19 protein-coding genes and 2 tRNA genes are annotated in these 24337 nt (G+C 47.8%); 11 read left to right on the top strand and 10 right to left on the bottom strand.

What is annotated here, in order from left to right; translation table 11 throughout:
- Positions 1-277: 277 nt before the first annotated feature.
- The gene (locus tag IE064_RS03180) at positions 278-478 is read left to right on the top strand and encodes a CPXCG motif-containing cysteine-rich protein (protein ID WP_133039516.1); all 201 of its coding nucleotides are present in this window, start codon (positions 278-280) and stop codon (positions 476-478) included.
- A 6-nt stretch (positions 479-484) separates the two neighbouring features.
- Here IE064_RS03180 and IE064_RS03175 read toward each other — a convergent pair whose 3' ends face one another.
- Positions 485-1099, bottom strand: coding sequence for a riboflavin synthase subunit alpha (locus tag IE064_RS03175; protein ID WP_189616336.1), 615 nt, complete (start codon positions 1097-1099; stop codon positions 485-487).
- Positions 1100-1127: 28 nt separating this feature from the next.
- Here IE064_RS03175 and IE064_RS03170 point away from each other — a divergent pair, with 28 nt between their 5' ends.
- The 3 genes from IE064_RS03170 to IE064_RS03160 all read left to right on the top strand — a co-directional run bounded on the left by IE064_RS03170 (position 1128) and on the right by IE064_RS03160 (position 2815).
- Positions 1128-2492: an MATE family efflux transporter gene (locus IE064_RS03170; RefSeq protein ID WP_189616334.1), complete on the top strand. Its 1365-nt coding sequence runs from the start codon at positions 1128-1130 to the stop codon at positions 2490-2492.
- A gap of 149 nt (positions 2493-2641) precedes the next feature.
- Positions 2642-2718 (top strand) — tRNA-Val (locus tag IE064_RS03165).
- A gap of 20 nt (positions 2719-2738) precedes the next feature.
- Positions 2739-2815, top strand: a tRNA-Val gene (locus IE064_RS03160).
- A 200-nt stretch (positions 2816-3015) separates the two neighbouring features.
- Here IE064_RS03160 and IE064_RS03155 read toward each other — a convergent pair.
- Positions 3016-3924, bottom strand: a complete 909-nt coding sequence (locus tag IE064_RS03155; protein WP_189616332.1) for a LysR family transcriptional regulator — start codon at positions 3922-3924, stop codon at positions 3016-3018.
- Between the two features lie 127 nt (positions 3925-4051).
- On the opposite strand from IE064_RS03155, the gene IE064_RS03150 reads away from it, so the two are divergent.
- The 4 genes from IE064_RS03150 to IE064_RS03135 all read left to right on the top strand — a co-directional run bounded on the left by IE064_RS03150 (position 4052) and on the right by IE064_RS03135 (position 12293).
- Positions 4052-4648 (top strand): NAD(P)H-binding protein, encoded by a 597-nt coding sequence (locus IE064_RS03150; RefSeq protein WP_207570445.1) that lies wholly within the window; start codon positions 4052-4054, stop codon positions 4646-4648.
- Between the two features lie 104 nt (positions 4649-4752).
- Positions 4753-5931, top strand: a complete 1179-nt coding sequence (locus tag IE064_RS03145; protein ID WP_189616331.1) for an efflux RND transporter periplasmic adaptor subunit — start codon at positions 4753-4755, stop codon at positions 5929-5931.
- 3 nt (positions 5932-5934) lie between these two features.
- On the top strand, positions 5935-9102 hold the full coding sequence (locus tag IE064_RS03140) for an efflux RND transporter permease subunit (protein WP_189616329.1): 3168 nt from the start codon (positions 5935-5937) through the stop codon (positions 9100-9102).
- Between the two features lie 494 nt (positions 9103-9596).
- Positions 9597-12293 (top strand): bifunctional acetate--CoA ligase family protein/GNAT family N-acetyltransferase, encoded by a 2697-nt coding sequence (locus tag IE064_RS03135; RefSeq protein WP_189616326.1) that lies wholly within the window; start codon positions 9597-9599, stop codon positions 12291-12293.
- Between the two features lie 62 nt (positions 12294-12355).
- On the opposite strand, the gene IE064_RS03130 is transcribed toward IE064_RS03135, so the two are convergent.
- From IE064_RS03130 to dmeF, 3 genes are all read right to left on the bottom strand, one after another.
- Positions 12356-13981: a phosphoethanolamine transferase gene (locus IE064_RS03130; RefSeq protein ID WP_189616323.1), complete on the bottom strand. Its 1626-nt coding sequence runs from the start codon at positions 13979-13981 to the stop codon at positions 12356-12358.
- A 144-nt stretch (positions 13982-14125) separates the two neighbouring features.
- Positions 14126-14554, bottom strand: coding sequence for a MarR family winged helix-turn-helix transcriptional regulator (locus tag IE064_RS03125; protein ID WP_189616321.1), 429 nt, complete (start codon positions 14552-14554; stop codon positions 14126-14128).
- A gap of 22 nt (positions 14555-14576) precedes the next feature.
- Complete coding sequence (gene dmeF / locus IE064_RS03120) at positions 14577-15617, bottom strand: CDF family Co(II)/Ni(II) efflux transporter DmeF (RefSeq protein WP_189616319.1); 1041 nt, start codon at positions 15615-15617, stop codon at positions 14577-14579.
- Positions 15618-15816: 199 nt separating this feature from the next.
- Here dmeF and IE064_RS03115 point away from each other — a divergent pair, with 199 nt between their 5' ends.
- Complete coding sequence (locus IE064_RS03115) at positions 15817-16512, top strand: tRNA/rRNA methyltransferase (protein ID WP_189616312.1); 696 nt, start codon at positions 15817-15819, stop codon at positions 16510-16512.
- A 293-nt stretch (positions 16513-16805) separates the two neighbouring features.
- Here the strand turns inward: IE064_RS03115 and IE064_RS03110 are convergent, their stop codons facing one another.
- From IE064_RS03110 to pssA, 4 genes are all read right to left on the bottom strand, one after another.
- On the bottom strand, positions 16806-17822 hold the full coding sequence (locus IE064_RS03110) for a hypothetical protein (protein WP_189616310.1): 1017 nt from the start codon (positions 17820-17822) through the stop codon (positions 16806-16808).
- A gap of 99 nt (positions 17823-17921) precedes the next feature.
- Positions 17922-18335, bottom strand: a complete 414-nt coding sequence (locus IE064_RS03105; RefSeq protein WP_189616308.1) for a GIY-YIG nuclease family protein — start codon at positions 18333-18335, stop codon at positions 17922-17924.
- Positions 18336-18416: 81 nt separating this feature from the next.
- Positions 18417-19196: a tRNA-uridine aminocarboxypropyltransferase gene (locus IE064_RS03100; protein WP_189616305.1), complete on the bottom strand. Its 780-nt coding sequence runs from the start codon at positions 19194-19196 to the stop codon at positions 18417-18419.
- Positions 19196-20503 carry a CDP-diacylglycerol--serine O-phosphatidyltransferase gene (gene pssA, locus IE064_RS03095; protein ID WP_133039500.1) on the bottom strand — a complete coding sequence of 436 codons (1308 nt, stop codon included), beginning with the start codon at positions 20501-20503 and terminating at the stop codon, positions 19196-19198. Before pssA ends, IE064_RS03100 begins: the two co-directional genes overlap by 1 nt.
- 324 nt (positions 20504-20827) lie before the next feature.
- Here pssA and IE064_RS03090 point away from each other — a divergent pair, with 324 nt between their 5' ends.
- Together IE064_RS03090 and dacB are read left to right on the top strand one after the other, a co-directional pair.
- Positions 20828-20992: a hypothetical protein gene (locus IE064_RS03090; protein WP_165900134.1), complete on the top strand. Its 165-nt coding sequence runs from the start codon at positions 20828-20830 to the stop codon at positions 20990-20992.
- On the top strand, positions 20982-22454 hold the full coding sequence (gene dacB / locus IE064_RS03085) for a D-alanyl-D-alanine carboxypeptidase/D-alanyl-D-alanine endopeptidase (protein ID WP_189616303.1): 1473 nt from the start codon (positions 20982-20984) through the stop codon (positions 22452-22454). Before IE064_RS03090 ends, dacB begins: the two co-directional genes overlap by 11 nt.
- Positions 22455-22502: 48 nt before the next feature.
- Here dacB and IE064_RS03080 read toward each other — a convergent pair whose 3' ends face one another.
- Entirely contained in the window at positions 22503-24269 is a 1767-nt protein-coding gene (locus IE064_RS03080) for an acyl-CoA dehydrogenase C-terminal domain-containing protein (RefSeq protein WP_189616301.1), read from the bottom strand.
- Positions 24270-24337: the final 68 nt, after the last annotated feature.

Below are 24337 nucleotides of genomic sequence, written 5' to 3'. Positions count from 1 at the left end.
CTGATGATTTTAAAGGATAAGCCTTTGCTGGCGCAACTAAATCAGGCCATTTAACTGTAATTAATTAGCACTGTTTTTGTTCATTGATGCCACGGCTTTGATGAGATAAAAGTCAATATAATCGATTAATCATTATTTTGATTTTTATAATATTTCTTATATTTTTTCATTTATAAAATAATTTTGATTAATTCTATTGATATGAAAATTACTATTTAAAGCACAGTTATATGCATCAACTATAATTTAACTGAACTATCCACCGCAAACAGAGAGACTGGCGATGAAACAACAAACCATCTGCTGCCCCCACTGCGGTCACCAACAAACACTTGAACTTGACTCAAGTGCAGGTGATCAGGAGTTTTACAGTGATTGCCGGATATGTTGCAACCCTATCCACATCCGGATGCACATCGATCATCAGCACCAACGCATCGAACTGCATGTCGATGCTGATGATGAGCAATTTTATTAGCTTGTTTTACCCAAGCGCTTTTTGGGCAAGTACCCGTTCTACCGTATCCACGATAGTTTGGGTCTGGCTGTCTACTTCGATATTAAAGTACATTCCGGGCTGATAATCCCCGAGATTAGTCAGACGCAACGTTTCTGGGATCAGATGCAAGCTAAAGCGATTTTGCTGAATGTCGCCAACGGTCAAACTGCAGCCATTAATGCCGATAAATCCTTTATATAGCACGTATTTCATCCATTCTGCCGGAAGTTCAAGCAGCATGTCATAATGGCTGTTAGTGTGGTCAACTTCGATAAGTTTTGCTTGAGTATGGATGTGACCAGATAGGATATGACCTCCAATCTCTTTACCAAATTGCAGTGACCGTTCGATATTAACTTCATCGCCTGCTTGCAAGGTCCCAAGATTTGTTAGCTTTAATGTCTCTTCCATTACATCAAAAAACGCCCTATCATGCCCCACCTGCGTCACGGTCAGGCAAACGCCATTATTGGCTACACTGGCCCCGGTCTGTAATCCTTCCAGTAATGCCGGTGTTAACGCAATCTGCAGGGTGTGTAACCCTGGTTTTTTCTCAACGGCCAGCACCTTGCAGCGGGCCTGAACAATACCTGTAAACATGCTTTTCTCTCTGGTTCAAAGGACAGTGATGACTCAGTCAGCTTTTCACGCCAAACGTATTATTCAATTGGCATTGCCAGTATTGGTGGCACAAGTTACCCAAACCATGATGGGATTTATCGATACTATGATGGCTGGTCGTGTCAGCGCTACCGATATGGCCGCGGTGGCAATAGGCACCAGTTTATGGCTACCGGCAATACTGTTCGTCAATGGGCTGTTGCTGACATTTACTCCGATGATCTCACACCAATTTGGGGCTGGTCACATTGATAAAATTCGACCATTAGCGTACCAAGGCGTCTATATTGCCATAATTGGTGCTATCGGTGTGATGCTGTTTCTCGATTCTGCCAGTTTCATTCTGGATCACATGGCGTTGGAGCCAGCGCTCTATCAGGTAACAGAAAAGTACATTCACGGCATTTTATGGGGGGCACCCGCATTTTTAATTTATCAGGTATTGCGTAGTTGCAGTGAAGGCATCTCCTATACTATGCCTGCGATGATTATTGGCTTTGTCGGTCTGGCGGTTAACATTCCTGCCAATTACATTTTTATTTATGGACAGTTTGGTATGCCTGCCATGGGCGGGGCCGGGTGTGGTGTGGCAACCTCTTTAGTGCTCTGGGCAATGTGTCTGACAATGTTTATTTATATGCAGTGGCATCCCAAATTTAAGGCTATCCGTTTACCCGATGTTTTTCAGCGGCCGCAATGGCACACTATTGTCCAGATGAGCAAGCTCGGCATGCCAGTGGCAATGGCGCTATTTTTTGAAGTGAGCCTATTTTCAATTATCGCGCTGTTGCTTGCACCGCTGGGGGCAAATGTGGTTGCCAGCCATCAAATAGCACTGAATTTTTCCTCCATCGTGTTTATGGTGCCGCTGTCGATTGGTATCGCGGTATCGATTCGGGTTGGCTATTATCTGGGCCGTAACGAACCAGCACAGTCGGCATCTGTTAGTAAAATCGGCTTGATGCTCGGTTTTTCTCTGGCATCTGTTACTGCTTTGCTGACCGTGCTGATGAGAAAAGATATCGCACTGTTATATAACACCAATCCGCAAGTGGTATCTTTGGCATCAGGACTAATGTTTATGGCAGCGTTATATCAGTTATCTGACTCAGTTCAGGTAATTTCTGCTGGTGCACTAAGAGGTTACAAAGATACTCGTAGCGCATTTTATATTACCTTGTTGGCGTATTGGGGCATTGGTATGCCGCTTGGCTACATACTAGCGTATACCGAATGGCTAACTCCAAAACTTGGTGCTTACGGCTTTTGGGGGGGACTCATCGCCGGTTTAACCAGTGCTGCACTGCTTTACGCATGGCGCTTGCGGGTGGTTCAACGTCGGATCCGTCAAGGTAATCTCATTGAATTATGACGTTTTATTAGATTATTTTTGCTAAATAGTGAAAGTTGCACAGCAAATCACCATCCGATAACAAAAAACGTTTTTTCACTTGCCAGGATCTGTAACTGGACTTTAATATAGCGTCCGTCCTGATGTTCATGCATCTGACAATATAACGTACACCCGTAGCTCAGCTGGTTAGAGCACTACCTTGACATGGTAGGGGTCGGTGGTTCGAGTCCACTCGGGTGTACCAAATTGATAAAGTCCAGTCATACACCCGTAGCTCAGCTGGTTAGAGCACTACCTTGACATGGTAGGGGTCGGTGGTTCGAGTCCACTCGGGTGTACCAACACAATTTTCTCTTCCTGTTTCTAAAACATCGATATTGCTGTTTGTAACGTACTGCCGATTCTCCCCCTCGGCTTATTGATGACTCCAGAAATAAAAATGCTGTTTCAGGCACTAGCCTGTGTTGCGCATAATCACTTAAGAGCCAAGATATCAAAAAGATTCCATCTGGTGGACCAACGTATCAATAAGGAAAGCGGATTAGGTCTTTGTCTTCGGGTTATACCGCATGGCTTCGATAAATAACGAAAAAGCCTGCGAACGCTGATGCCGGCTTGGGTAGTACAAATAGTATCCAGGGAATGGCTGACACCAGTCTTTTAAAATCTGTACCAATGACCCATCAGCAAGCTGCTCGCTTATCAAATCGCTTAAGGTATAACATATGCCCATACCGCTTTTTGCGGCTTGCAATGCCGAAATTGTCGTGTTGAGGATTAATGTCCCATTGGGTCGGATATTGCAAACTTCACCGTCCTTTTCAAATTCCCATACCATAAGGCCACCGCTGGTAGGCAATCGCCAGTTAATACAACGATGATATTGCATCAACTCCTTTGGATGCTTGGGCGTACCATGTTTTGCGAGATATTCAGGTGATGCAACAATAGCGCCTTCCATTTCAGGGCCGATGGGCAAAGCAATCATATCTTTTGCCAACATCTCGCCCAGTCGCACGCCAGCATCAAAACGCTCACCAACCAGATCGATCAGGCGGTTATCAGCGTTCAGCTCTATCGTAATATCTGGATACTGCAGCATGAAAGCCTGTACTTTGGGCCACAATATGTAGTCTACGGCGTGCTCTGTGGCCGAAATCCGAATAAACCCCGTTGGTTTATCCCGCAGTTCACTTAGATTTTCCAATTCCTGACTGACATCTTCAAATAAAGGTGCCAATTTGCTGTATAGCCGTTCTCCGGCATAAGTAGTTGATACACTGCGGGTAGTGCGAGAGAGCAAACGGATCCCCAAGCGTTTTTCTAAATTTCGTAAGGTTTGGCTAAGCGCCGATTGGGAAACACCTAGTCGTGCTGCTGCTTTGGTAAAACTGCCTTCGCGGGCCACCCAGATAAAGGCATGAAGGTCGTTAAAGTTTTCCTGAGCCATAATTAATTAGACATACTTATAACTAAATCCCGATTATTCCATCTAATCAAATAACTCACAATATGTAAACTAGCGCCATATCCCACTACTACAACCAACTCCACGAGCTGGTCGTCGGCGAGAGTTTATGATGCGTAATATCCTGATTTTGGGCGCTGCCGGTCTGATAGCACAGCAGGTTATCTATAGATTGCTAGAGCAATTGGATGTGAAACTGACGCTGTTTCTACGCGATGAACAACAGTTGCATCATCTGTCTGGACATCCTCGGATATGTTTATTCGCTGGAGAGGTCGAAGACCAAGAATCCTTATATGGTGCAATGTCCGGCCAGGATCTGGTATATGCCAACTTATGCGGCAATATGGCAGCACATAGTCAAGCGGTGGTGCAAACCATGCGCGATACCGGTATCCGGCGCTTGGTCTTTGTCACCTCTATGGGGGTTTACGACGAAATTCCGGGCGCACCGTTTGGTAGCATTTTGCAACCCTACCGCGATGCCACGCAGATCATTGAGCAGTCTGGACTGGACTACACCATCATCCGCCCGGCATGCCTCAATAACCGGGATGAAATCAGCTATGGCACGACTCAAAAAGGGGAAGCCTTTATTCACCCAGATGCCACCGTATCACGTAAGAGCGTTGCTGATCTCATCGTCCAGGTGATCAGTGCCGATTATCAAAAATATGGTGAAAGCATAGGCGTTCACAAACTGTAATTTTCCAGAGGTCCGAGGGGCCTAGTCATCACCTACTGAATTAACGCTGGCGGCAATAAGCGCCGACAGCAGGGTAACTATTGTCTGTTTGAGAGAGAAAAACTATGAATCCCATCGCTTTAATAACCAGACGTCGGTATCTGACGGCCATGACTGCGATAGCCTTCGCCGTCGGGGCACCAACGGTAATCTCGCTGATGTCACAACAAGCTGCAGCCAACAGTGCTGAAACCATGTCGATGCCCGCCGTAACGGTAACGGCTGTAAACATTGAGCCTCAGAGCTTCATGGAATGGCATCAGTATTCAGGTAATGTTGCCGCTATCCACAATGTAGAGGTACATGCACGAGTATCGGGCATGTTGCAAAAGGTTCATTTTGAAGAAGGCAGTTATGTGCAGCAGGGTCAGTTATTGCTGACGCTGGATCAAGCCCCTTATATTGCCGAAGTTGATCGCGCAGCAGCTAACGTAGCCGCGGCTGCAGCCCAAAGTGCGCAGGCGCATCTTGAGTATCAAAGGTCAAAACGCTTATGGAAACAACAACTCATTGCTGAAACGGCACTGGAGCAATTGAAAAATAATGCCGATGCCGCGTTGGCTAATCTACACGCCGCTAGAGCTGAATTGCAGGTTGCTAAGTTAAATTTATCATACACCGAGATCCATGCCCCTGTGGCCGGACGAATCGGTAAACTGGCCATCACCGAGGGTAATCTAGTGGCGGCGGGCAGTAATACCACTGCCCTCACCTCCATAGTGTCCGTCTCCCCCGTCTATGTGAACTTTGATGTAGACGACGCCACCGCTGCGGCGCTATTGGCCAATATTGACCGCCAACAACCATTGGCAAAGCAACTCGCAGCAATCCCAGTAGAAGTCAGTACCAGCAGTGGTAATAACCTCCGCGGTCAACTGCAGCTTATCAATAACCGCATCGACAGCAGCAGTGGCACTCTCAATATGCGGGCGATTTTTGCAAACGAAGACGAACAGTTAATTCCCGGTCAGTTCGTCAGGTTAAACCTGGGGCAAGCACAGCTGAGTCAAGGCGTGTTGCTGAATGAAAGCGCTATTGGCACCGATCAAGAAAACAAGTTTGTCATGGTGATCAATAGCCAGCAACAAGCAGAATATCGCGCAGTCACCCTCGGGGCTGTTGTCAATGGCAAACGGGTGATCACGGCTGGGCTCAATAGCGGTGATCAAGTGATTGTTAATGGTTTGCAACGGATCCGACCAGGGATGACAGTAACCACCACTCGTGACAATAAGGGTGCATAACCGATGAACATTTCGCGCTTTTTCATCGACCGCCCGATTTTCGCTGGCGTACTGTCGATGTTGATCTTTCTGGCAGGCATTGTATCGCTACCCATGCTACCGATTTCTGAATACCCAGAAGTGGTTCCCCCAACTGTGGTGGTGAAAGCCTCATATCCGGGAGCCAACCCTAAAGTGATTGCTGAGACGGTGGCAGCGCCGCTGGAGGAATCCATCAACGGTGTTGAAGGCATGTTATACATGAACAGCCAGGCAACGACCGACGGGGCTTTAACGCTGAACGTAGTTTTCGCTTTGGGTACTGACCCAGACAAAGCACAACAGCTGGTTCAAAACCGTGTAGCGCAGGCAGAGGCGCGGCTGCCGGAAGATGTACAGCGTCTGGGCGTCTCGACCATCAAAAGCTCTCCAGATCTGACCATGGTTGTACACCTGCTTTCACCCAATGATCGTTATGGGATGGATTATTTGCGCAACTATGCTTTGTTGAATTTGCGTGATCGTCTGGCGCGAATCAAGGGCGTAGGCCAGGTAAGTATTTTTGGTGGTGGCGAATACGCGATGCGGGTCTGGTTAGATCCACAAAAAATGGCGCAACTCGGGTTAGCGGCAGGCGACGTTGTTACCGCTATCCGCCAACAGAATATTCAGGCTGCGGCAGGGACGATAGGCGCTTCTCCGGGACAGCCAGGTATTGCGTTGCAATTATCCGTGAATGCCAAAGGTCGGCTGTCTACGCCAGAAGAGTTTGGCAACATCATCGTCAGAGCCGGGGATGACGGCGCCATCACGCGCCTGAAGGATGTCGCACGCATTGAACTCGGTGCCGCCGACTACTCACTGCGCTCTTTACTGAATAACAAAGCTGCTGTGGGAATAGGCATCAACCAGACACCTGGCGCCAACGCACTGGAAATTTCAGAACAGGTACGCGCGACCATGAAAGAGGCAGCGCTCAACATGCCAGAAGGTGTCAGTTACCGTATTGCTTACGATCCAACACAGTTTGTGCGGGCATCAATCGAATCCGTCATTCATACATTGTTGGAAGCAATATTGTTGGTGGTGCTGGTGGTGGTGCTGTTCTTACAAACCTGGCGCGCCTCAATTATTCCTTTGCTCGCGGTACCGATTTCCATTGTTGGAACCTTTGCCGTACTGAATCTGCTCGGTTTTTCCATCAACGCTTTGAGCCTGTTTGGGCTGGTGCTGGCAATCGGCATCGTGGTGGATGATGCGATTGTGGTAGTGGAAAACGTTGAACGCAATATTGATGCAGGGTTGTCCGCCCGCGATGCAACCTATAAAGCGATGCGAGAAGTTTCTGGTCCGATTATTGCCATTGCCTTAGTGTTGGTTGCCGTGTTTGTGCCGCTAGCGTTTTTTAGCGGTCTGACCGGACAATTTTATCGGCAGTTTGCCGTGACCATTGCGATTTCAACCGTGATATCGGCCTTTAACTCGCTAACGCTGTCGCCGGCATTAGCAGCACTGTTGTTGCGTAGCCATGATGCCCCCAAAGATTGGCTGAGCCGACTGATGGATAAGCTGTTTGGGCGTTTTTTTGCTCTATTCAATCGTATTTTCCATCGTGGCAGTAATAACTATCAGGTTGGTGTTGGACGGGTGTTATCTCACAAAGGTGCCATGATGACGTTGTTTCTGGTATTAGCAGGACTTACCGGACTACTGCTCGACAAAGTGCCGACCGGTTACGTCCCGGCCCAAGACAAACAGTATCTGGTGGGCTTCGCACAGTTACCCGATGGCGCGACATTGGATCGTACCGAAGCCGTTATTCGGCGCATGGGGGAATTGGCAGCTAATAACCCAAACGTTGAAGATACGATAGCATTTCCAGGTCTGTCGATCAGCGGGTTCACCAACAGTCCAAACTCTGGCATCGTGTTTGTAGTACTGAAACCTTTTGCCGAACGGCAACGGGCTGATCAGAGTGGCAATGCGGTTGCTCTGCAACTGAACCAAACTTTCAGTGGTATCCAAGATGCATTCATTGCCATGTTTCCGCCACCACCGGTAATGGGACTAGGCACTACCGGCGGCTTCAAGCTACAGCTGGAAGATCGCGCATCACTCGGTTTTGACCAGATGGACAAAGCAGTTAATGCCTTTATCACCAAGGCAGCCCAGACGCCGGAATTGGCTGGGGTATACAGCAACTGGAAACTGAATGTACCGCAGCTATTTGCCGATGTGGATCGCACCAAAGCACTGCAACTAGGGGTGTCACTCACAGATGTTTTTGATACCTTGTCGGTATATCTCGGCAGTGCCTATGTTAATGATTTCAATACCTTTGGTCGTACTTATACGGTAAGAGTACAAGCCGATGCGCCCTACCGCGCGCGGGCCGAAGACATCGGTAAACTGAAAGTGCGTTCCAAAAATGGTGAAATGATCCCGTTATCGGCGCTGTTGCAGGTAGATGCCAGTTACGGACCTGAGCGAGTGATGCGTTATAACGGCTTCCTGACCGCCGATATCAATGGTGGCCCGGCGGCAGGTTTTTCCTCTGGACAAGCCCAACAAGCGATTGAGCGGATTGCCGAGGAAACATTGCCACACGGCATCAGTTACGAGTGGACTGAGTTGACTTACCAGCAGATCCTCGCAGGTAACTCCGCGATCTGGTTGTTTCCTCTAACCATTCTGCTGGTGTTTTTGGTATTGGCCGCACAATACGAGAGCCTGACACTACCGCTGGCGATTGTACTGATTGTACCGATGAGCGTCCTTGCGGCGATGACAGGTGTTTGGCTGAGTGGCGGTGATAACAACATCTTCACCCAAATAGGTTTGATGGTATTGGTGGGGCTTTCAGCGAAAAATGCCATTCTGATTGTTGAGTTTGCCAGAGAGTTGGAATTTACCGGCCAGTCTCCGTTGCAAGCGGCAATTGAAGCCTGTCGTCTACGATTGCGCCCAATTCTGATGACCTCTATTGCTTTTATCATGGGGGTACTGCCGCTGGTATTATCTCAAGGTGCTGGCGCAGAAATGCGTCAGGCAATGGGAATTGCAGTATTCAGTGGCATGATTGGTGTCACCTTCTTCGGTCTATTCCTGACGCCAGTGTTTTATGTGGTATTACGCAAACTTACCGGTAATCGGCCGCTGCGGTTTCACGGCGAACAACCGCCACTGGTATAAGTTTCCTATGACCAATGCGTTGAAGTAATTTATCCATACTGCAAAACAAGGAGTTCAAAACAAAATAACCTCTAGGTAAGACCGACGACTGACACCACCGCGAACATCGCTTCCCGACACAGATTATCAAGGTGGTGTCAGTCTCTTCCAAATCACAGGATTTTCCATAAACGTCTTATTCGACTTCATGCCTGAATTAATTACTGTCACTTGGGGGAAAATGCGTATGCTTCAAGTTGGCCTACTCTTGCCCCAGTTTCAGCCTGATTACTCTATGCTAAGGCTCAAGATGATAAAAGCTGTTGTTTAGAAGAATTTCCCTACCGCTAACATCAGCGATTTTTCAGGAATACGTTGAGCACACGGCAACCCTGCTAGGCTTTTGTTACGGCGAATGCAGTTATCCAAACAATGTGACCTTTGGTGTATTGTTGTAACATCATCGCTATGAAATCATAAGCGTGGGACTTCCCCTAGATCACGGAGTTGACACCATGAGCCAGCGCAGTATCCGCAATCTGTTTACCCCAAAATCTATCGCCGTTATCGGCGCGTCTAACTCTCCTACCCGCGCTGGCTGTATTATGATGAAAAACCTGCTCGGCAGCGGTTTTGATGGCCCGATCATGCCGGTTAATCCCCATGCCACCTCGGTTATGGGCGTGCTGGCCTATCCCAATATCGAATCACTTCCAGTCAAACCCGATTTGGCCATCATCTGCACTCGGGCGGAGCGCGTACCACAAATTGCCGAAACGTTGGCACAATTTGGTTGTAAAACGGCAGTGATTATTGCCTCGGGTATGACCCAAAGTATTGCCGACGATGGGCAAACACTGGCCCAGAAGATTAAAGACAGCGGTAAACGTTATGGTATGCGGATCCTTGGCCCCAATAGCCTTGGCATGATCCTGCCTAATCTGGGACTGAATGCCAGTCTGGCACACACCAATGCCCAACCAGGGAAAATCGCTTTTGTTTCACAGTCTGCCGCCGTTTGTACCACAGTACTTGATTGGGCGAATAACAAAGGGATTGGTTTTTCATCATTTATTTCGTTAGGCGATGCGAGCGATATCGATTTTGATGAACTGCTCGATTATCTCGGCCGCGATTCCAAGACATCCGCCATTATGCTGTATATCGACTCGATTAACGATCGGCTACGTTTTTTGTCTGCGGCCCGAGCGGCCTCCCGCCATAAGCCGATATTGGTGATTAAATCAGGACGCAGCGTTGAAGGGGGAAATGCCGCCAGGCATCACACCGGGGCCAGTTCAGGGAATGATGCTGTGTATGAAGCCGCATTTCGGCGTGCGGGGATGTTGCGCGTAACGGACCTAGTGGAATTATTTGCTGCCGTAGAGAGCCTAGCGCACTTGAATCCACTGTATGGTGAGCGATTGTGTATTCTCAGTAATGGTGGAGGTCCGGCAGTGCTTGCGGTCGATGAATTAATCGTTAAGGGCGGAAAGTTAGCGCAGCTATCTGAAGAGATTAAAGCAAAACTCGCCGCAGTCTTGCCAGCCACTTGGTCACAGCAAAATCCCGTTGATATTATCGGTGATGCTGACAGCGACCGTTATGCCAGAGCGCTGGATATATTGATGGGTAGCGACGAACTGGATGCCGTGCTGGTATTGCATTCACCATCGGCGCTAGGCAATGGCAATGCCATTGCTGACGCAATCATCAACTGTGTCAGCAAACATCCCCGTAAACATCGGGTTAATGTGCTCACCAACTGGAGCGGTGAAGATTCCGCCTATGAAGCGCGCCGCCGTTTCTCACGCGCGGGGCTCCCAACCTATCGCACCCCAGAAGGTGCAGTTCGCGCCTTTATGCATATGGTAGAGTTTCGTCGCAACCAGAAATTACTGCAGGAAGTGCCGCAGTCAATCGTCAATAATTCCGATACCGCCACCGCAAGACGGCTGCTGGAGCAAGCGCTACAGAGTGGTCGTAAAGTACTGGAAACTCACGATGCCAGAGCAGTATTCAGTGCTTATGGTCTGAAAACCATAGACACCTGGTTTGCAAATGATGCCGATGAAGCAGTAGCCATTGCTGAACATGCCGGTTATCCGGTGGCGCTGAAAATTCAGTCACCGGATATTCTGCACAAATCAGATGTTCATGGCGTGATGCTGAACTTAGCGGATGCCAAAGAAGTCCGTCATGCAGCGGCGGCTATCACTAGCCGTGTGCGTTTAGCCAACCCGGCTGCGCGGATTGAAGGCATGATAGTGCAAAAAATGGCGTTGACCGCTGGTGCCCAAGAGCTGCGCGTAGCAGTGCTTAATGACCCCGTCTTCGGTCCCGCCATTATGCTCGGTGAAGGCGGTTCAGAGTGGGAACCCACTCGAGATGCCGCGGTAGCACTGCCGCCATTAAACATGGCACTGTCGCGCTACATGGTGATCCAAGCCTTAAAAACCGGCAAGATCCACGATCGCCACCTGCCAAATGGCCTGGATATGCAGGCGTTGTGTCGCATGCTGACGCAAATTTCCAATCTGGTGATAGATTGTCCGCAAATAGACAGTCTGGATCTTAATCCGGTTCTGGCGTCAGGTGACAATATTACCTTGCTGGATATTAACCTGCGGCTAACTGACGATGTCAAAGACAATGCTGCCAGATTAGCTATCCTGCCCTACCCGAAGGAATTGGAAGAAACCGCCATTTTGCGAAATGGCTTAAAAGTGATGTTGCGGCCTATTCTGCCGGAAGATGAGCCTAAACACCTCGCCTTTGACAGCTCACTCTCTGATGAAGACAGATACAAGCGCTATTTTGGTGTCCGGTCACAAATGACCCATGAAGAGATGGCAGTGTTGACCCAAATTGATTACGCCCGAGAAATGGCCTTTATTGCCACCATTAAAGATGAGTCAGGCGATGATATAACGCTAGGCGCCGTGCGTGCATCGATTGATCCCGACAATACTGAAGCAGAATTTGCAATGGCAGTGCGCGGTTCCCATCAAGGTATTGGGATTGGTAAGTTGCTGTTGGAAAAGCTGATCCATTATTTCCGCAATGCCGGTACGCCAGTGCTGACCGGGTACACTATGTTTGAAAACCGCAATATGGCCAGTTTAGCGAAGAGTCTAGGGTTTGCGGTAACCTTTGATATGGAAGAGCGCCTAATCCATATGCAAATGGAACTGACCCCACCCTCAGACTAATGGATCTTATAATCCTTCAATAATAAAGGCTGCCTAGGCAGCCTTTATATCTGACAAAAACCTCAGCTACGACATTGCTGAAACACGTCTTTATCTGGCTGATAAACACTGCTGTGGATGTTAAACAGCCCCAGCAAAGTATCGAACAGATTGTCCTGCGAATAGCCGCCCCGTTGTTGCAATCCCGCCAGACAAGCGGTTTTCAGCCCATTATCATTGGCGTAGCCTTCAGAAATCCACGACAACCACGGCACAGTGGTTTGTTCCGCTGGCGCAATACTATAAGGTGTGCCGTGTAGATACAGCCCCTTCTCTCCCAACGATTCACCATGGTCAGATAAATACATCATCGCGGCTGCGTAAGTTGTTTGCTGCTGTAACTGCTTCACAATTTCCGACAGAATAAAGTCGGTATACAAAATAGTGTTATCGTAGGTATTGACTAATTCGTTGTGGCTACAGTTTTGAATGTCGCTACGTGGGCAATCTGGGGTGAATTGCCGATGATCTTCTGGATAGCGGCGATAATAAGTTGGGCCGTGGCTACCAACAATATGTAACACAATCAATCGATCATGCTGAGGTTGGTCTTTCGCCGACAATAATTCTTTGAGTTTATCCACCATCACCTGATCTTGACAAAACTCACCATCACACAACTTGTCATCCATATTGACGTCGATAGTATAGTTGGGCACCCGGTCACATACGCCTTTACAGCCACTGTCGTTGTCCACCCAAAAAACATTTATCCCGGCATGATGCAGCACGTCTACGGCGGTATCCTGTGCGCGGGCATGACGGGCATCATAATCTTTGCGATCCATGCGCGAAAACATACAAGGCAAAGACACCGCCGTGGCCGTACCGCATGACTGTACGTTATTGAATGCAATCAGCCCCAAAGGCTGTGTGTATTGATTGGTTGGGCGGTTATAACCGTAATACTGATAATTCATCGCACGGGCGGTTTCGCCGACGACCAATACCAACAACTTCGGCTTGGTTTCGATAGCGCCTGCCGGTTCAGTGACTTTGGCATCAGTGCCCAACTGCTGATAGGTTATCGGTGCCTGTAAGTAAGTCTGATAAATATACTTGGAGGCCGACCCAATAAAATACGTAGGCACTATGTAATGTTTTATCTGATCGTTATTTCGGACAAAGGACGCATAATTCTGCATGTAAACAAAAGCAATCGTCACTACAACGGCCAAATTGGCCAGCATAAAGACTATCTTACGCAACATCTCTTTGGTAAATGGCCGATATTCAATATCCGCCTTATACAACAAAAAGGCGGGTACCAGACCAGTTAGCGCAAAGCTAGCCAACGATGCCCAGTTAACATAAGTCAGCGCTTCTGCACTGTTAGTCTGAAATGTGTTTTCGATCATCCCGGTGTCAAACACTACCCCATATTTGTAGGCAGCAAAAAACACTCCAGAAGATAACAGAATAAGCACGATGAAAAACGGTTTCAGCAGATACTTAACACTGAAAAAGGAAAACAGGAAACCAAGTGCTGCCACCAGAAAAACCGGAATGGTTGCAACGAAGATAGGATCTACATGTGATTGATGTTCAAGCCCTTTCTTAACAATAGAAAAAAATGGAATATTGAAGATCATGACGAAAAACAACGCCAGCAAGAAAGTGACGCGGTTTACGGATAACGATTTCAGCACCTTGGCTCCAACGAATGTGATTATCTTGGTCTGCAATGAGCAGACGCTTTACGTACAAACACTGAGCGTGGTTTATAACAACTGCTACTTAAGATTTGCTTAAGCATAACAAATGTTGGCTTAATATACCGTCACCGCGGCTCGTTAGAAAGTGCTATTAAGGCGGGCTAAAAAACGCAATAACTGCTGGCGTTCTGCGTCATCAAATACTGCGGTCATCTCTCGGGTAAGTTGCAGATGTAACTGATCATGTTCAGCAAACATCTGCTGGCCCTTTTCTGTTAACTGTACTTCAACTGAGCGACGATCATTGACCGAGGACTGGCGTACCACCAGTCCTGCTTTGACCAAACGATCGACCTGTACCGTTAAGGTGCCTGTGGTGATCCCCAACTTATCAGCCAATTCCTTCATTCGCATCGCACCATTGGCACCTAAAATTTCTACTGTATGTATCTGGGCCAAGGAGGCCCCTTGATCGCGCACAACACTCTGCTCCCAGGATGACAGGCGTTCATAGAATTCTATAATCGCGTGGTTGATATCCTGATCCAACTGGTATTCGGCGCTCATCAGATACTCCGGTTCCTAATAATTAATGACGGTGGTGCGCATGGTCATGGTCATGGTCATGGTCATGGTCATCAGCATGACAGCATCCGTGCCCGTTGCAACTGTTACGTGGTTGTGTCGCGTCGGCACAGTTGTCACAGCGATTAACTTCAACGGTCAAGTGATCAATTTGGCCGAAATCTGCCAGCAGATCATGATAATAATCGGTATCTTTCGGTTGGTGACTGACCAAAGAGATCATTGCGGCATGGTGATCGGCGCTGACTTTCCACACGTGGACATCAGTCACTTTGTGATCACCTTCGGCCTCAATTCGCTGTACTAATTGCCGCACATAGCTAGGTTCTGCGCTAGCATCCAGCAAGATAGGACTGGTTTGCCGAATAAGTCCCCAAGCCCAACGACTGATAATAATTGCACCGACAATACCCATTATTGGATCTAACCAGTTAGCGCCCATATATTTCCCGGCTAACAACGCACCAATCGCCAGCAACGACGTCAAGGCATCGGCCATCACATGAAAGTAAGCAGCTTTAAGATTGTGGTCATCATGCCCCTGATGGTCATGGTGTTCATGATGGTGCCCATGCTCATGACTGTGGTGATCTTTCAGCAAAAAGACGCTGATAATATTCACCGTAAGACCGATAACGGCGACCAGGATTGCCTGATTAAAATGGATTTGCTCCGGTGACAGCAGTCTTAGCACCGACTCAACCGCCATGACTAATGCCACCAGTCCCAAGGCGACGGCACTGGTGAACCCACCCAGTACACTCACTTTACCAGTGCCAAAGGCGAAACAAGGATTGGTAGCATTTTTGCGCGCATAGGCATAAGCAAATAAGGTTAGCATGAAGGCGGCGGCATGGGTGCCCATATGCCAACCATCGGCTAACAACGCCATAGAACCATAAACTGTACCGGCAATAATCTCTGCCAGCATCGTAATAACCGTCAGCGCCAGTACGAGTTTGGTACTGCGTTCACCACCTATATTTTCTTTACTAAAATCATGATCCTGTTGCCAACGAGCGATACTATGAAATTCAACGGTCATACCATGCGTCCACATTGTTTGATAATCAAATTACTTGATTTGCAAACTATCTGATCTGCTGGCAGCAATTGCAAGCGATAATTGTTATTACTTCACAAAATTTGCACCATCGCACATTTTCCTATAAAGACATATCGATGCCCTACTGGGTGCCAATAGCGTATAATCTTCAGTCTCGTAAATTTGTGGAAATGGACCGATGCAACTCAGTTTTGTTCTGGTGTCCCCTGCCCGCGCGGCTAATATTGGGGCCGCTGCCAGAGCCATTAAAACCCAAGGTTTTGATTCGTTAATTGTGGTGCAATCACTGGCGCACCGCGAAGATGAAGCCGCCTGGGTCGCCTGTGGCGCAGTAGATGTACTGGAAAATATTCGCGAAGCACCATCTTTGAGTGCAATTGCCAATGAGTTTGACTTATTGATTGCCACCACCGCACGTGAGCGCGGCAATCCACGGCAATATTTAAGTCCGACACAAGTAGTGCAATCACTCAATGCCCAGCAGCAATCACTACAAAACGTCGCCATTGTTTTTGGCTGTGAAGCCAGTGGACTCAGTAACAGCGATTTAGAGTTGTGCGATTTGCTCAGTTATATTCCTATCGCTCAGGAATACCCGTCACTTAATTTGGCACAAGCGGTGTTGGTTTATGCCTATGAACTCGGGCAGGCTTTCCTCTCGGCGGAGCACCTGCCGGGAATACAGCAATCCACCGCCGATGCGCTGCAACTTAAAGCACTGTTGGAGAAGTCAGCTTCTTTACTACAAAAGTTGCAGGTTGATGATGATCAAAAATTGCAGCGTTGGCTGCAAGAAACCTTAAGCCAATTTGGTGACCGGGATGTCAAAATGGCCCATCAGCTACTGGGCGATATACTGAAAAAACTGCCCTAACAGTGATGAGCACTAACGATAGGAAAGGAATAACGATTCATACTGATCACCACCACCAAGTCTGAACCGAGTTGCAACCGAGTATTAAAGTATCATTCTGGCTGTCACTCGGTTTTGGACATTTCCTAGTTAAAGTCTTAACTCTAACTCGTCAGCTTCGGATAAAAATATCTATGTGTTAACGCCCTGCTAATGGGCAAAAACCAAGCCATTACACCCAACCTGACCAGCCGGAACCTCAAAAGCAAACCGAACCCAAAGTACTACGCGTTTTTTTCCCGTTAAGCAGTTTGTTATGTGCGTGCTCGACTCAAGCGACCTGATACATGTTGTGGATAATTCCCAGTGAAATACTCAACGATCAACGGATTTCCTGTTAAGAAATGTCCCGTTAATTCCAACCAAATATCTTTGCTGATTTTCCCATCAAGTTTGAATACTTTTTGAGATTTTGCTTTAACCAGATTTGTATTTTTGTTGGCAAAATTAAAGTCTAAATTCCTTCTTGAAAAATACTCTTCGTGTGTATAAAAATGAACCGCACCATCAAAATGACGAAATGAGTTTGATTGAAGATCAAATTCTGCATGGATATACTTTGCTGGGTAATAAGTATTATTTTGAAACTCAATTATCACATTTTCATTACTAAACTCCAGCGCCTGGAACGTTTTAATCTTTCCTTTCGTGCTCCACTTTATATCAAGACTGTATTTGTCATTAAAGATAAAATTTATAAGCCTTTGTTCAATATCCATCGGAGGTCTTAGCTTTGATATACCGTCTTTGATACTTGAAATATCATCTTCAAAAGGAGCGCCAAACCAAGTATCGAGTTCAGCATAGCCAAAATCACTTACATCAAGTTTTGCACGGTCATAATCCAATGCTACTGAGGCTTCAATCCCCTCTAAGTCCAGCTCCCACATTTTCGCTACAAATAATGGAGCCCAATTATTAACTGGATGCATACCTCTTCTGAGTAAAGGCGTCAGCATGAGCATGTAATTATTTGTATATAAATAACCTTCTCTCGCTTTTTTTTCGTAGATCTGGAATAGTTGCTTTAACTTTACTAAATCATCTTTGTCACGATTAAGCTCAGGAGCCAATATAGACACCAAGTTTTTAAAAAAAACAGTCAAGCCAACAGAATCTGAGTATTCAAAATTCTCCTCTGACAGAGAATACCCACATTTCTCTAGAGTATCCGATATTGACTTAGCATTAGCAGAGTGTTTATCAAGGAGGAACAACTTCATTTTCTCTCTTTGACGATAGTACTGTTCCATCATTTCATCTTCTGTCACAACCTTTTCCTTCAAAGCACATAACGCCGCCAGCAGGGGCCAGAAAACCAGAGAGAAGCGGCGTTTTTTTGGTCCCTCTGGCTGGCCTTGTTAGAGCTTTCATAGGTAAGGCTCGACAACTTCATGCGGGGTAGGATACTTGTCATTTAATGGCGGCTCAAATTTGTTAATATAGTAAGATTCTATAGCCTCAACGAATATTTCCGGCATGCCGCCAAAGCACCAATAGTGTGTGAATGGCATTTTGTTTTTGTGGTGCTGTATAAGCCTGCGATATATTGCGTTTGATACACCTACATAAGCAATTCGACCTTGGTTAATTAAGAAATACACCCCACCTTTATTTGGTCCGTCATTCAGCTCATAAGGCACCGAGTTTTGAACAATGTGTTCAGGCGCATAAATAAATCTTGGGAAATTATCCTCAAACCACTCAATTGGAGCCTGCCCGGTCTCCTTCCATTGGCCAGGGACAAAAGTTAGATATTCATGCCCTTCGATATCAATATCCATTTAAATATCCATAGGTTGCTATAGTTCTAACGCGCTGTTCTAACGAATCCCTTTGGTATGAGACTGTATTACTGTCCAACGCTACCGTGCGTTAAATTCTGCCAGCAGTGCTTGCATCCGTGCTAAACATTCTGGTGAGCGGGCGCTACGGCTCCAGAGTGTTGCTTCAACAAAAATGTTGAACCACAGTTGTAATGCCTCAGCATTGGCTTGTTCGCCCCAAACATTAAGTGTCATGGCAGCGACTTCCGCAGTGCCCAACTGAAACTCCCGTTGTCCTTTGCGCAGCTGATACGATGCTAATATCTCTGGATGAAACGAAAGCACTGGAAGTTGCTGCAGATAAGGACTTTTGCGGTACATCTTTACCGCTTCACGCCAACAGCCATCCAGCAGCACAAACAGCGGAACACGTTCTTTGGCAAAACGCGACGCCAATGGCGGCATCTGCGGCTGCACTTCAATTATTTGCTGTCCGGGCAAGGCATAATCACCGGGAAACACCAAAATCGGCTGATATCCGGGATGGTTAAGTAATGCCAACAGTTGTGGATCAGGCTGAGTGCGCGACCATAAAAACGCGTGGGTATCGGGAATAAGATCCGCAATAAGCCGTCCGCTGTTACTGGGTTTCAGCACTTCAGTGTCGTACATGACCAGCGCAAATGCTGTCTGTGACGATAACAGTTTGCGGCTGGCACAGGTACAAATCTGTTGTGGCAACAGACAACTGCCACAACGAACGACTTTCATGCCCCGAGCCGCATAAGGTCGAGTGGCAATCGATTGGCGATAAGCATGCAGACGATGCACCGCATGTAGCACGGGTATCTTGTCAGAAAATGGTGCCGCAATTGTCATCAGAGGATCCGACGTAGCAAGAAATCGGCGCGCAATCGCCGGATCCTGGTCAGAATTTTTTTCACAGCAAGCGGATAGCTCTGCAGTGTTTCTAACTGACTGTAATGGGAGATCTCGCGCGTATATTGCAGCAACTGCTGCTGCTCTTCGCGGAATTTGGAGGCCAGTACCTGTTGATCATCGTGTAGTAAAATGCCGTTTTCCAAATCCAGCGCCCAGGCGCGAGGATTCAGATTACTGCCGGTCAGCAGATGTTTACGCTCATCCATGCTGATCCCTTTCAGATGAAAGCTGTTACGCTCGTGATGCCATAGATGAATTCTTAACAACCCATTGTCAATCGCCCACTGCTGCTGCTTGGCAAATTTTCGCAGCGACTGCTCATACAGGTAAGGCAAGGCACCAATGGTAGAAAACGGCTGATCGCTCGGGATAAAAAAGTCATTGGCGGTCTTGTCACCCACCACAATGTCCAAACCTCGACCACTGCGCAGATGCTTTGCTAACGCCCGCATCAACAAATAAGGCGGATTGAAATAAGGTGTACAAACAAACAACGACTGCCGTGACTCTTTCACTAATTGCAGTACGGTGTTATTCAGAAGATTCTGCTTGCGACCCAGCCCGACCATGGGCGTAAGCCGCAGTGGCGCATGACCATCACGGAACCGATAACGGGCACTGCAGAGTTGTTGTTTCAAGGCCTTAATTTCGTGTCGTTCAGGCAGTTGCTCCTGCAGGCTACTCAAGCTGACAACCGCGCTATTTGACAAGATGTATTCATCAATCATGTTGCGCATGCTGGCGGCCAATTCTGCAGATTTCAGTAAGTAGTAACGGTCGAGCCGATAACGCTCCTGCTGCTGCAAATAGACATTATTGAGGCTTGCACCGCTGTATATCACAGTGTCATCAATCACAAAGCCCTTGAGGTGTAGTACGCCCAAAAATTCGCGGGACTTCACCGGCACCCCATAAATAGTGAACGGCTGTGCTGCATTGGCCATTAACTTGCGATAAAGCTGATAGTTACCACTGTCACCTTTATGCCCAATAAGCCCACGGCGCGCCCGGTGAAAATCGACCAGTACCTTAATATCAAGTGCTGGCCGACGGGCTTTAGCATTAAGCAACGCTGCCAAGACTTCGCGCCCAGCTTCATCATCTTCCAGATATAACGCCGCAATATAGATCACCCGCTGCGCAGCGTTAATGCTATCAATAAGGGTTTCTTTGAAATTTTTGGGGGTCAACAGCCACTGTATCGAATCAGGGCTTATAGCAATGCCACCTAGCTGATCCAGCAAGGCATCCTCCTACAACTCTCTATCCCGAAATCCCGAACCGCATGGTCCCTGTACTTTTGTTCAGGACGCCACGTGAAAATAGCCGCGGTAAAGTTGCGGCTGATTTAAGGCCATAGAACTTACTCACTTGTGACCAACGGAGCAAGCGTTTTCTCCCATAACGAGAAGCAGATGCATTGAAATTGTGCCTATTTTGTACAATTAGTGTGCGCTTGTGTCGTTGTTCACAGTAAAATGATTGCAAAGATGACAAATCATACCAAAGATCCTCGGTTTATCATGTCACTATGACGGGCTCACCGCTGCGACAAAACAGGACTCAACATGAAGCGTAATATCTGGATACCACTGTTACTTACTTTGGCTGCGGCCTGGGGAATTTTCCATTTTAAAGATTGGCTTGGACCGCTGGTTTTGCCACTGTATATTGCCTTGGTTATCTTTGTCACACTGAAATTTTATCGGCTGATGGAAAAGGATGACCAATAAATTAGCTGATGTTAAACACTGGCGACAAAGGCTGATAAGGCTTAGTTGCTTGCTGTTACCGTTAACCGCCAGTGCCGCACCGCTGCCACACTGGTTGCAACCGTTATTGCCAACAGATTCACAAACCGCCTTATGGGTTCAGGACAGTCATAGCGGCGAAGTGCTGATCAGCCATAATGCCGATGTGCTGATGTTACCTGCCAGTACTCAGAAATTACTCACTGCGGTGACTGCCTGGCAAGTCCTTGGCGAAGATTTTCGCTTTCATACTCGCCTGTTTACCACCGGAAATATCAAAAACGGCGTTATCAACGGTGATATCTATTTGCAGTTCAGTGGCGATCCGCGCCTGACGCGGGCACAGTTGGCGCAAATGGCCACCAAATTGGCCGCAACCGGGGTTCAAAAAATCGCTGGCAAGATTCTACTGGTGGGCAATAATGACAGCCAGTGGCAAGCGCCAGGATGGGTGTGGGACGATTTAGGCATCTGCTACGCAGCCCCGGTATCCGCCTTTGTGATAGATCAAAATTGTGTTAAAGCCGTGTTGCTGCAACGCGATAAGATAACTCAGGTAAAACCGCTATTACCTGCCCCGATTTCTATTCGTTCCAGTGCGTATTTTGATCCCCAAAAACGACAGCCGTTTTGCCAACTGACGCTGCAACGGCAACCCGATAATCATTATCTGCTTGATGGATGCTACGGCGGTAGTGCCCCGTTGCCACTGGCGATTGCGATTAATAATCCTCAGCGCTATGCCGCAGATATCGTTGCGGCGGTCTATCAACAACAGTTTGCCTTTAACGGCCAGATAAGCTTTGCCAACACTGTGCCAGCATCGGCCAAGTTATTGCTGGATAACACTTCCGCATCGTTGAGCGAGCTGATCAGTGAAATGCTACTCGATTCCGACAATTTGATTGCCGATACCCTGCTCAAACAAGCTGGTCAGCAACGCTTTGGCAACACGGCCGGATTTGCCGCCGGGGCCATGACTGTGAAGGAAACTCTGGAACAGTTAGGGATTTCAATGACTAGCAGTAACCTTGTGGATGGTTCAGGTTTGTCGCGTTACAACTTACTCAGCGCCAGACAACTCGCGCAGTTGTTGCAGCAGATCCAAACTCGCCCTTCACTGCAATGGTTGATAGGTGTATTGCCAAAGGCGGGCATCAGCGGCACCTTGCAATATAAGCGCCCGTTTAATCACGGTCCGCTACGGGGCTCAGTGATCGCTAAAACAGGCAGTATGAGTGGAGTGCAGAATCTTGCGGGTTTTCTTTCAGGAGATGCCACTCAGGATAAGAACCGCTATCTCTTTGTGGTGCTGGAAAACGGCCTTAACCCTCAGGCGGCAAAAAATAAGCGTAGTTTCATGGCAGCGGTGATGCCCGCGCTACAACAGCAATTGCAAACAGAAGCTAACACAGCGTTATCTCAGCAAAGCAGCGCCCGCTGATGCGGGCACTTTTTCAAACGCTTTCTGACACGTTAGTGAACGACCTTATTAAAACCAATCAGCAGCAGGTTGCATGACGCTGTCATCTCCGGCGGCAACTACCGAAAGATGGGACGCCACTCTAGGTAACAGTTTCGCAAAATAGTAACGACATAATTGCTGTTTGCCACTGACAAAAGCCGCAGGTAATGTTGTCGCTTTAAGCGCACGGTCAGCCATCATCAGCCAAAAATGGCCGTACAGCAGATAACCGAATGCATCCAGCGCATCCACAGCAACCGCATTTATTAATGCGGGTTTATCATGTTTCTGTTGATTAATTGAGGCGATAACATCCAAAAATTGCTGTTGCAATGTCTGTAACTGTTGCAACTCCTGCGCAAAAGCTGGCGCACATGATTGTTGCTGTTGCCGCAACATGGCAAAAAACTCCGTCACAGTGACCAAGTTATCACCAGCCAATTTTCGGCCAAGGAAATCAATGGCCTGGATGCCGTTGGTGCCTTCGTAAATCTGTGCGATGCGGGTGTCTCGAACCAACTGTTCGACACCGGTTTCGCTGATATAACCGTGACCGCCAAAGACCTGTTGCGCCATCACACAGGCATCAAAGCCGCGATCACTGAGAAATGCCTTAGCGACAGGTGTTAACAGTGCCGCAAAGCGAGTGGCTTGCTGCTTATCTGCATCGACTGCGGCGTATTTAGCGCGGTCGAGTTGCATCCCGGTCATCATGGCTAAGGCGCGCCCTGCTTCTGTTAGCGCTCTGATATTCAGCAACATGCGCCTGACATCGCCATGCACTATGAGAGGATCGGCTTGCGCCCCGGTTGGCGACCCTCCGGCCGCCAATCCTTGTAGTCGTTCCTTGGCATATTCAGCCGCCATCTGGTAGGCACTCTGGGCGCTGCCCAATCCTTGAATACCAATCGACAAACGTTCGTAGTTCATCATGGTAAACATGCAGACCAACCCACGGTTAGCACGCCCAATCAAATAGCCTTGCGCATCATCATAATTCATCACACAGGTGGCAGAGCCTTTAAGCCCCATCTTGTGCTCTACTGCGCCAACAGTAACGCCGTTAGCATCACCAAGATCTCCAGCGGCATTGACTTTGAATTTTGGCACTAGGAATAGAGAAATACCGTCGCTGCCTTGGATTTTCGCCAGCACCAGATGAATAACATTACTGGTTAGATCATGATCGCCACCAGTAATGAACATCTTGCTGCCGTTAATACGATAACTGCCATCCGCCTGAGGTACGGCGCGAGTGGCAATATTACGCAAGTCCGAACCCGCCTGAGGTTCTGTCATATCCATCGCCCCGGCCCATTCACCGGAATACAACTTGGGTAGGTATAACGCTTTGAGCTCTTGTGTGCCGTGGGCATGAATACACAATGCAGCCCCCGCCGTCAGCGCACCATAAAGAGTAAAAGCGTTACTGGCGCTGTAACCCATTTCATCCAGCAACACGCCTAGCATTTTTGGCATGCCCATGCCGCCATATTCAGGCTCACCACACAGACCGACCCAGCCGCCTTCGGCATACTGACGGAACACGTTTGGATAACCATCAGGCGTTTTTACCTGTGTACCGTCAAAACACACACCTTGTTCATCGCCTGCGCGATTCAGTGGCTGGATCTGTTCGCCACAGAATTTTGCGCCCTCTTCTAGGATTGCAGCGGCAGTATCTAGATCGAGTAACTCGGCAATGGCAGGTAACGTTTGCCAAACATGGTCGGCTTCAAAAACCTGCTGCAGCAGAAAGTTCATCTCTAATGTCGGGGCTTGAATTGGGTTCATCAGTCAACAGCCTTAATATTTCAAACAAGTGTTTTAATTTATCCTGAAGCCCGCCATTTGGCAAACAC

Origin of the sequence: Shewanella fodinae, from assembly GCF_014651955.1 — a bacterium.
GTDB lineage: Bacteria > Pseudomonadota > Gammaproteobacteria > Enterobacterales > Shewanellaceae > Shewanella > Shewanella fodinae.
Note: the sequence above shows the minus strand (reverse complement) of the source record. Positions and strands in the feature narration are given on the sequence as shown.

What these genes read in the sequence shown, in the direction of transcription:
- IE064_RS03125 (WP_189616321.1), bottom strand. Translation starts at nt 14,554, where the DNA reads ATGAGCGCCGAATACCAGTTGGATCAGGATATCAACCACGCGATTATA.
- IE064_RS03080 (WP_189616301.1), bottom strand. Translation starts at nt 24,269, where the DNA reads ATGAACCCAATTCAAGCCCCGACATTAGAGATGAACTTTCTGCTGCAG.
- IE064_RS03090 (WP_165900134.1), top strand. Translation starts at nt 20,828, where the DNA reads ATGAAGCGTAATATCTGGATACCACTGTTACTTACTTTGGCTGCGGCC.
- IE064_RS03135 (WP_189616326.1), top strand. Translation starts at nt 9,597, where the DNA reads ATGAGCCAGCGCAGTATCCGCAATCTGTTTACCCCAAAATCTATCGCC.
- IE064_RS03155 (WP_189616332.1), bottom strand. Translation starts at nt 3,924, where the DNA reads ATGGCTCAGGAAAACTTTAACGACCTTCATGCCTTTATCTGGGTGGCC.
- IE064_RS03140 (WP_189616329.1), top strand. Translation starts at nt 5,935, where the DNA reads ATGAACATTTCGCGCTTTTTCATCGACCGCCCGATTTTCGCTGGCGTA.
- IE064_RS03115 (WP_189616312.1), top strand. Translation starts at nt 15,817, where the DNA reads ATGCAACTCAGTTTTGTTCTGGTGTCCCCTGCCCGCGCGGCTAATATT.
- IE064_RS03105 (WP_189616308.1), bottom strand. Translation starts at nt 18,335, where the DNA reads ATGGATATTGATATCGAAGGGCATGAATATCTAACTTTTGTCCCTGGC.
- IE064_RS03100 (WP_189616305.1), bottom strand. Translation starts at nt 19,196, where the DNA reads ATGACAATTGCGGCACCATTTTCTGACAAGATACCCGTGCTACATGCG.
- IE064_RS03145 (WP_189616331.1), top strand. Translation starts at nt 4,753, where the DNA reads ATGAATCCCATCGCTTTAATAACCAGACGTCGGTATCTGACGGCCATG.
- IE064_RS03175 (WP_189616336.1), bottom strand. Translation starts at nt 1,099, where the DNA reads ATGTTTACAGGTATTGTTCAGGCCCGCTGCAAGGTGCTGGCCGTTGAG.
- dacB (WP_189616303.1), top strand. Translation starts at nt 20,982, where the DNA reads ATGACCAATAAATTAGCTGATGTTAAACACTGGCGACAAAGGCTGATA.
- IE064_RS03170 (WP_189616334.1), top strand. Translation starts at nt 1,128, where the DNA reads ATGACTCAGTCAGCTTTTCACGCCAAACGTATTATTCAATTGGCATTG.
- IE064_RS03150 (WP_207570445.1), top strand. Translation starts at nt 4,052, where the DNA reads ATGATGCGTAATATCCTGATTTTGGGCGCTGCCGGTCTGATAGCACAG.
- dmeF (WP_189616319.1), bottom strand. Translation starts at nt 15,617, where the DNA reads ATGACCGTTGAATTTCATAGTATCGCTCGTTGGCAACAGGATCATGAT.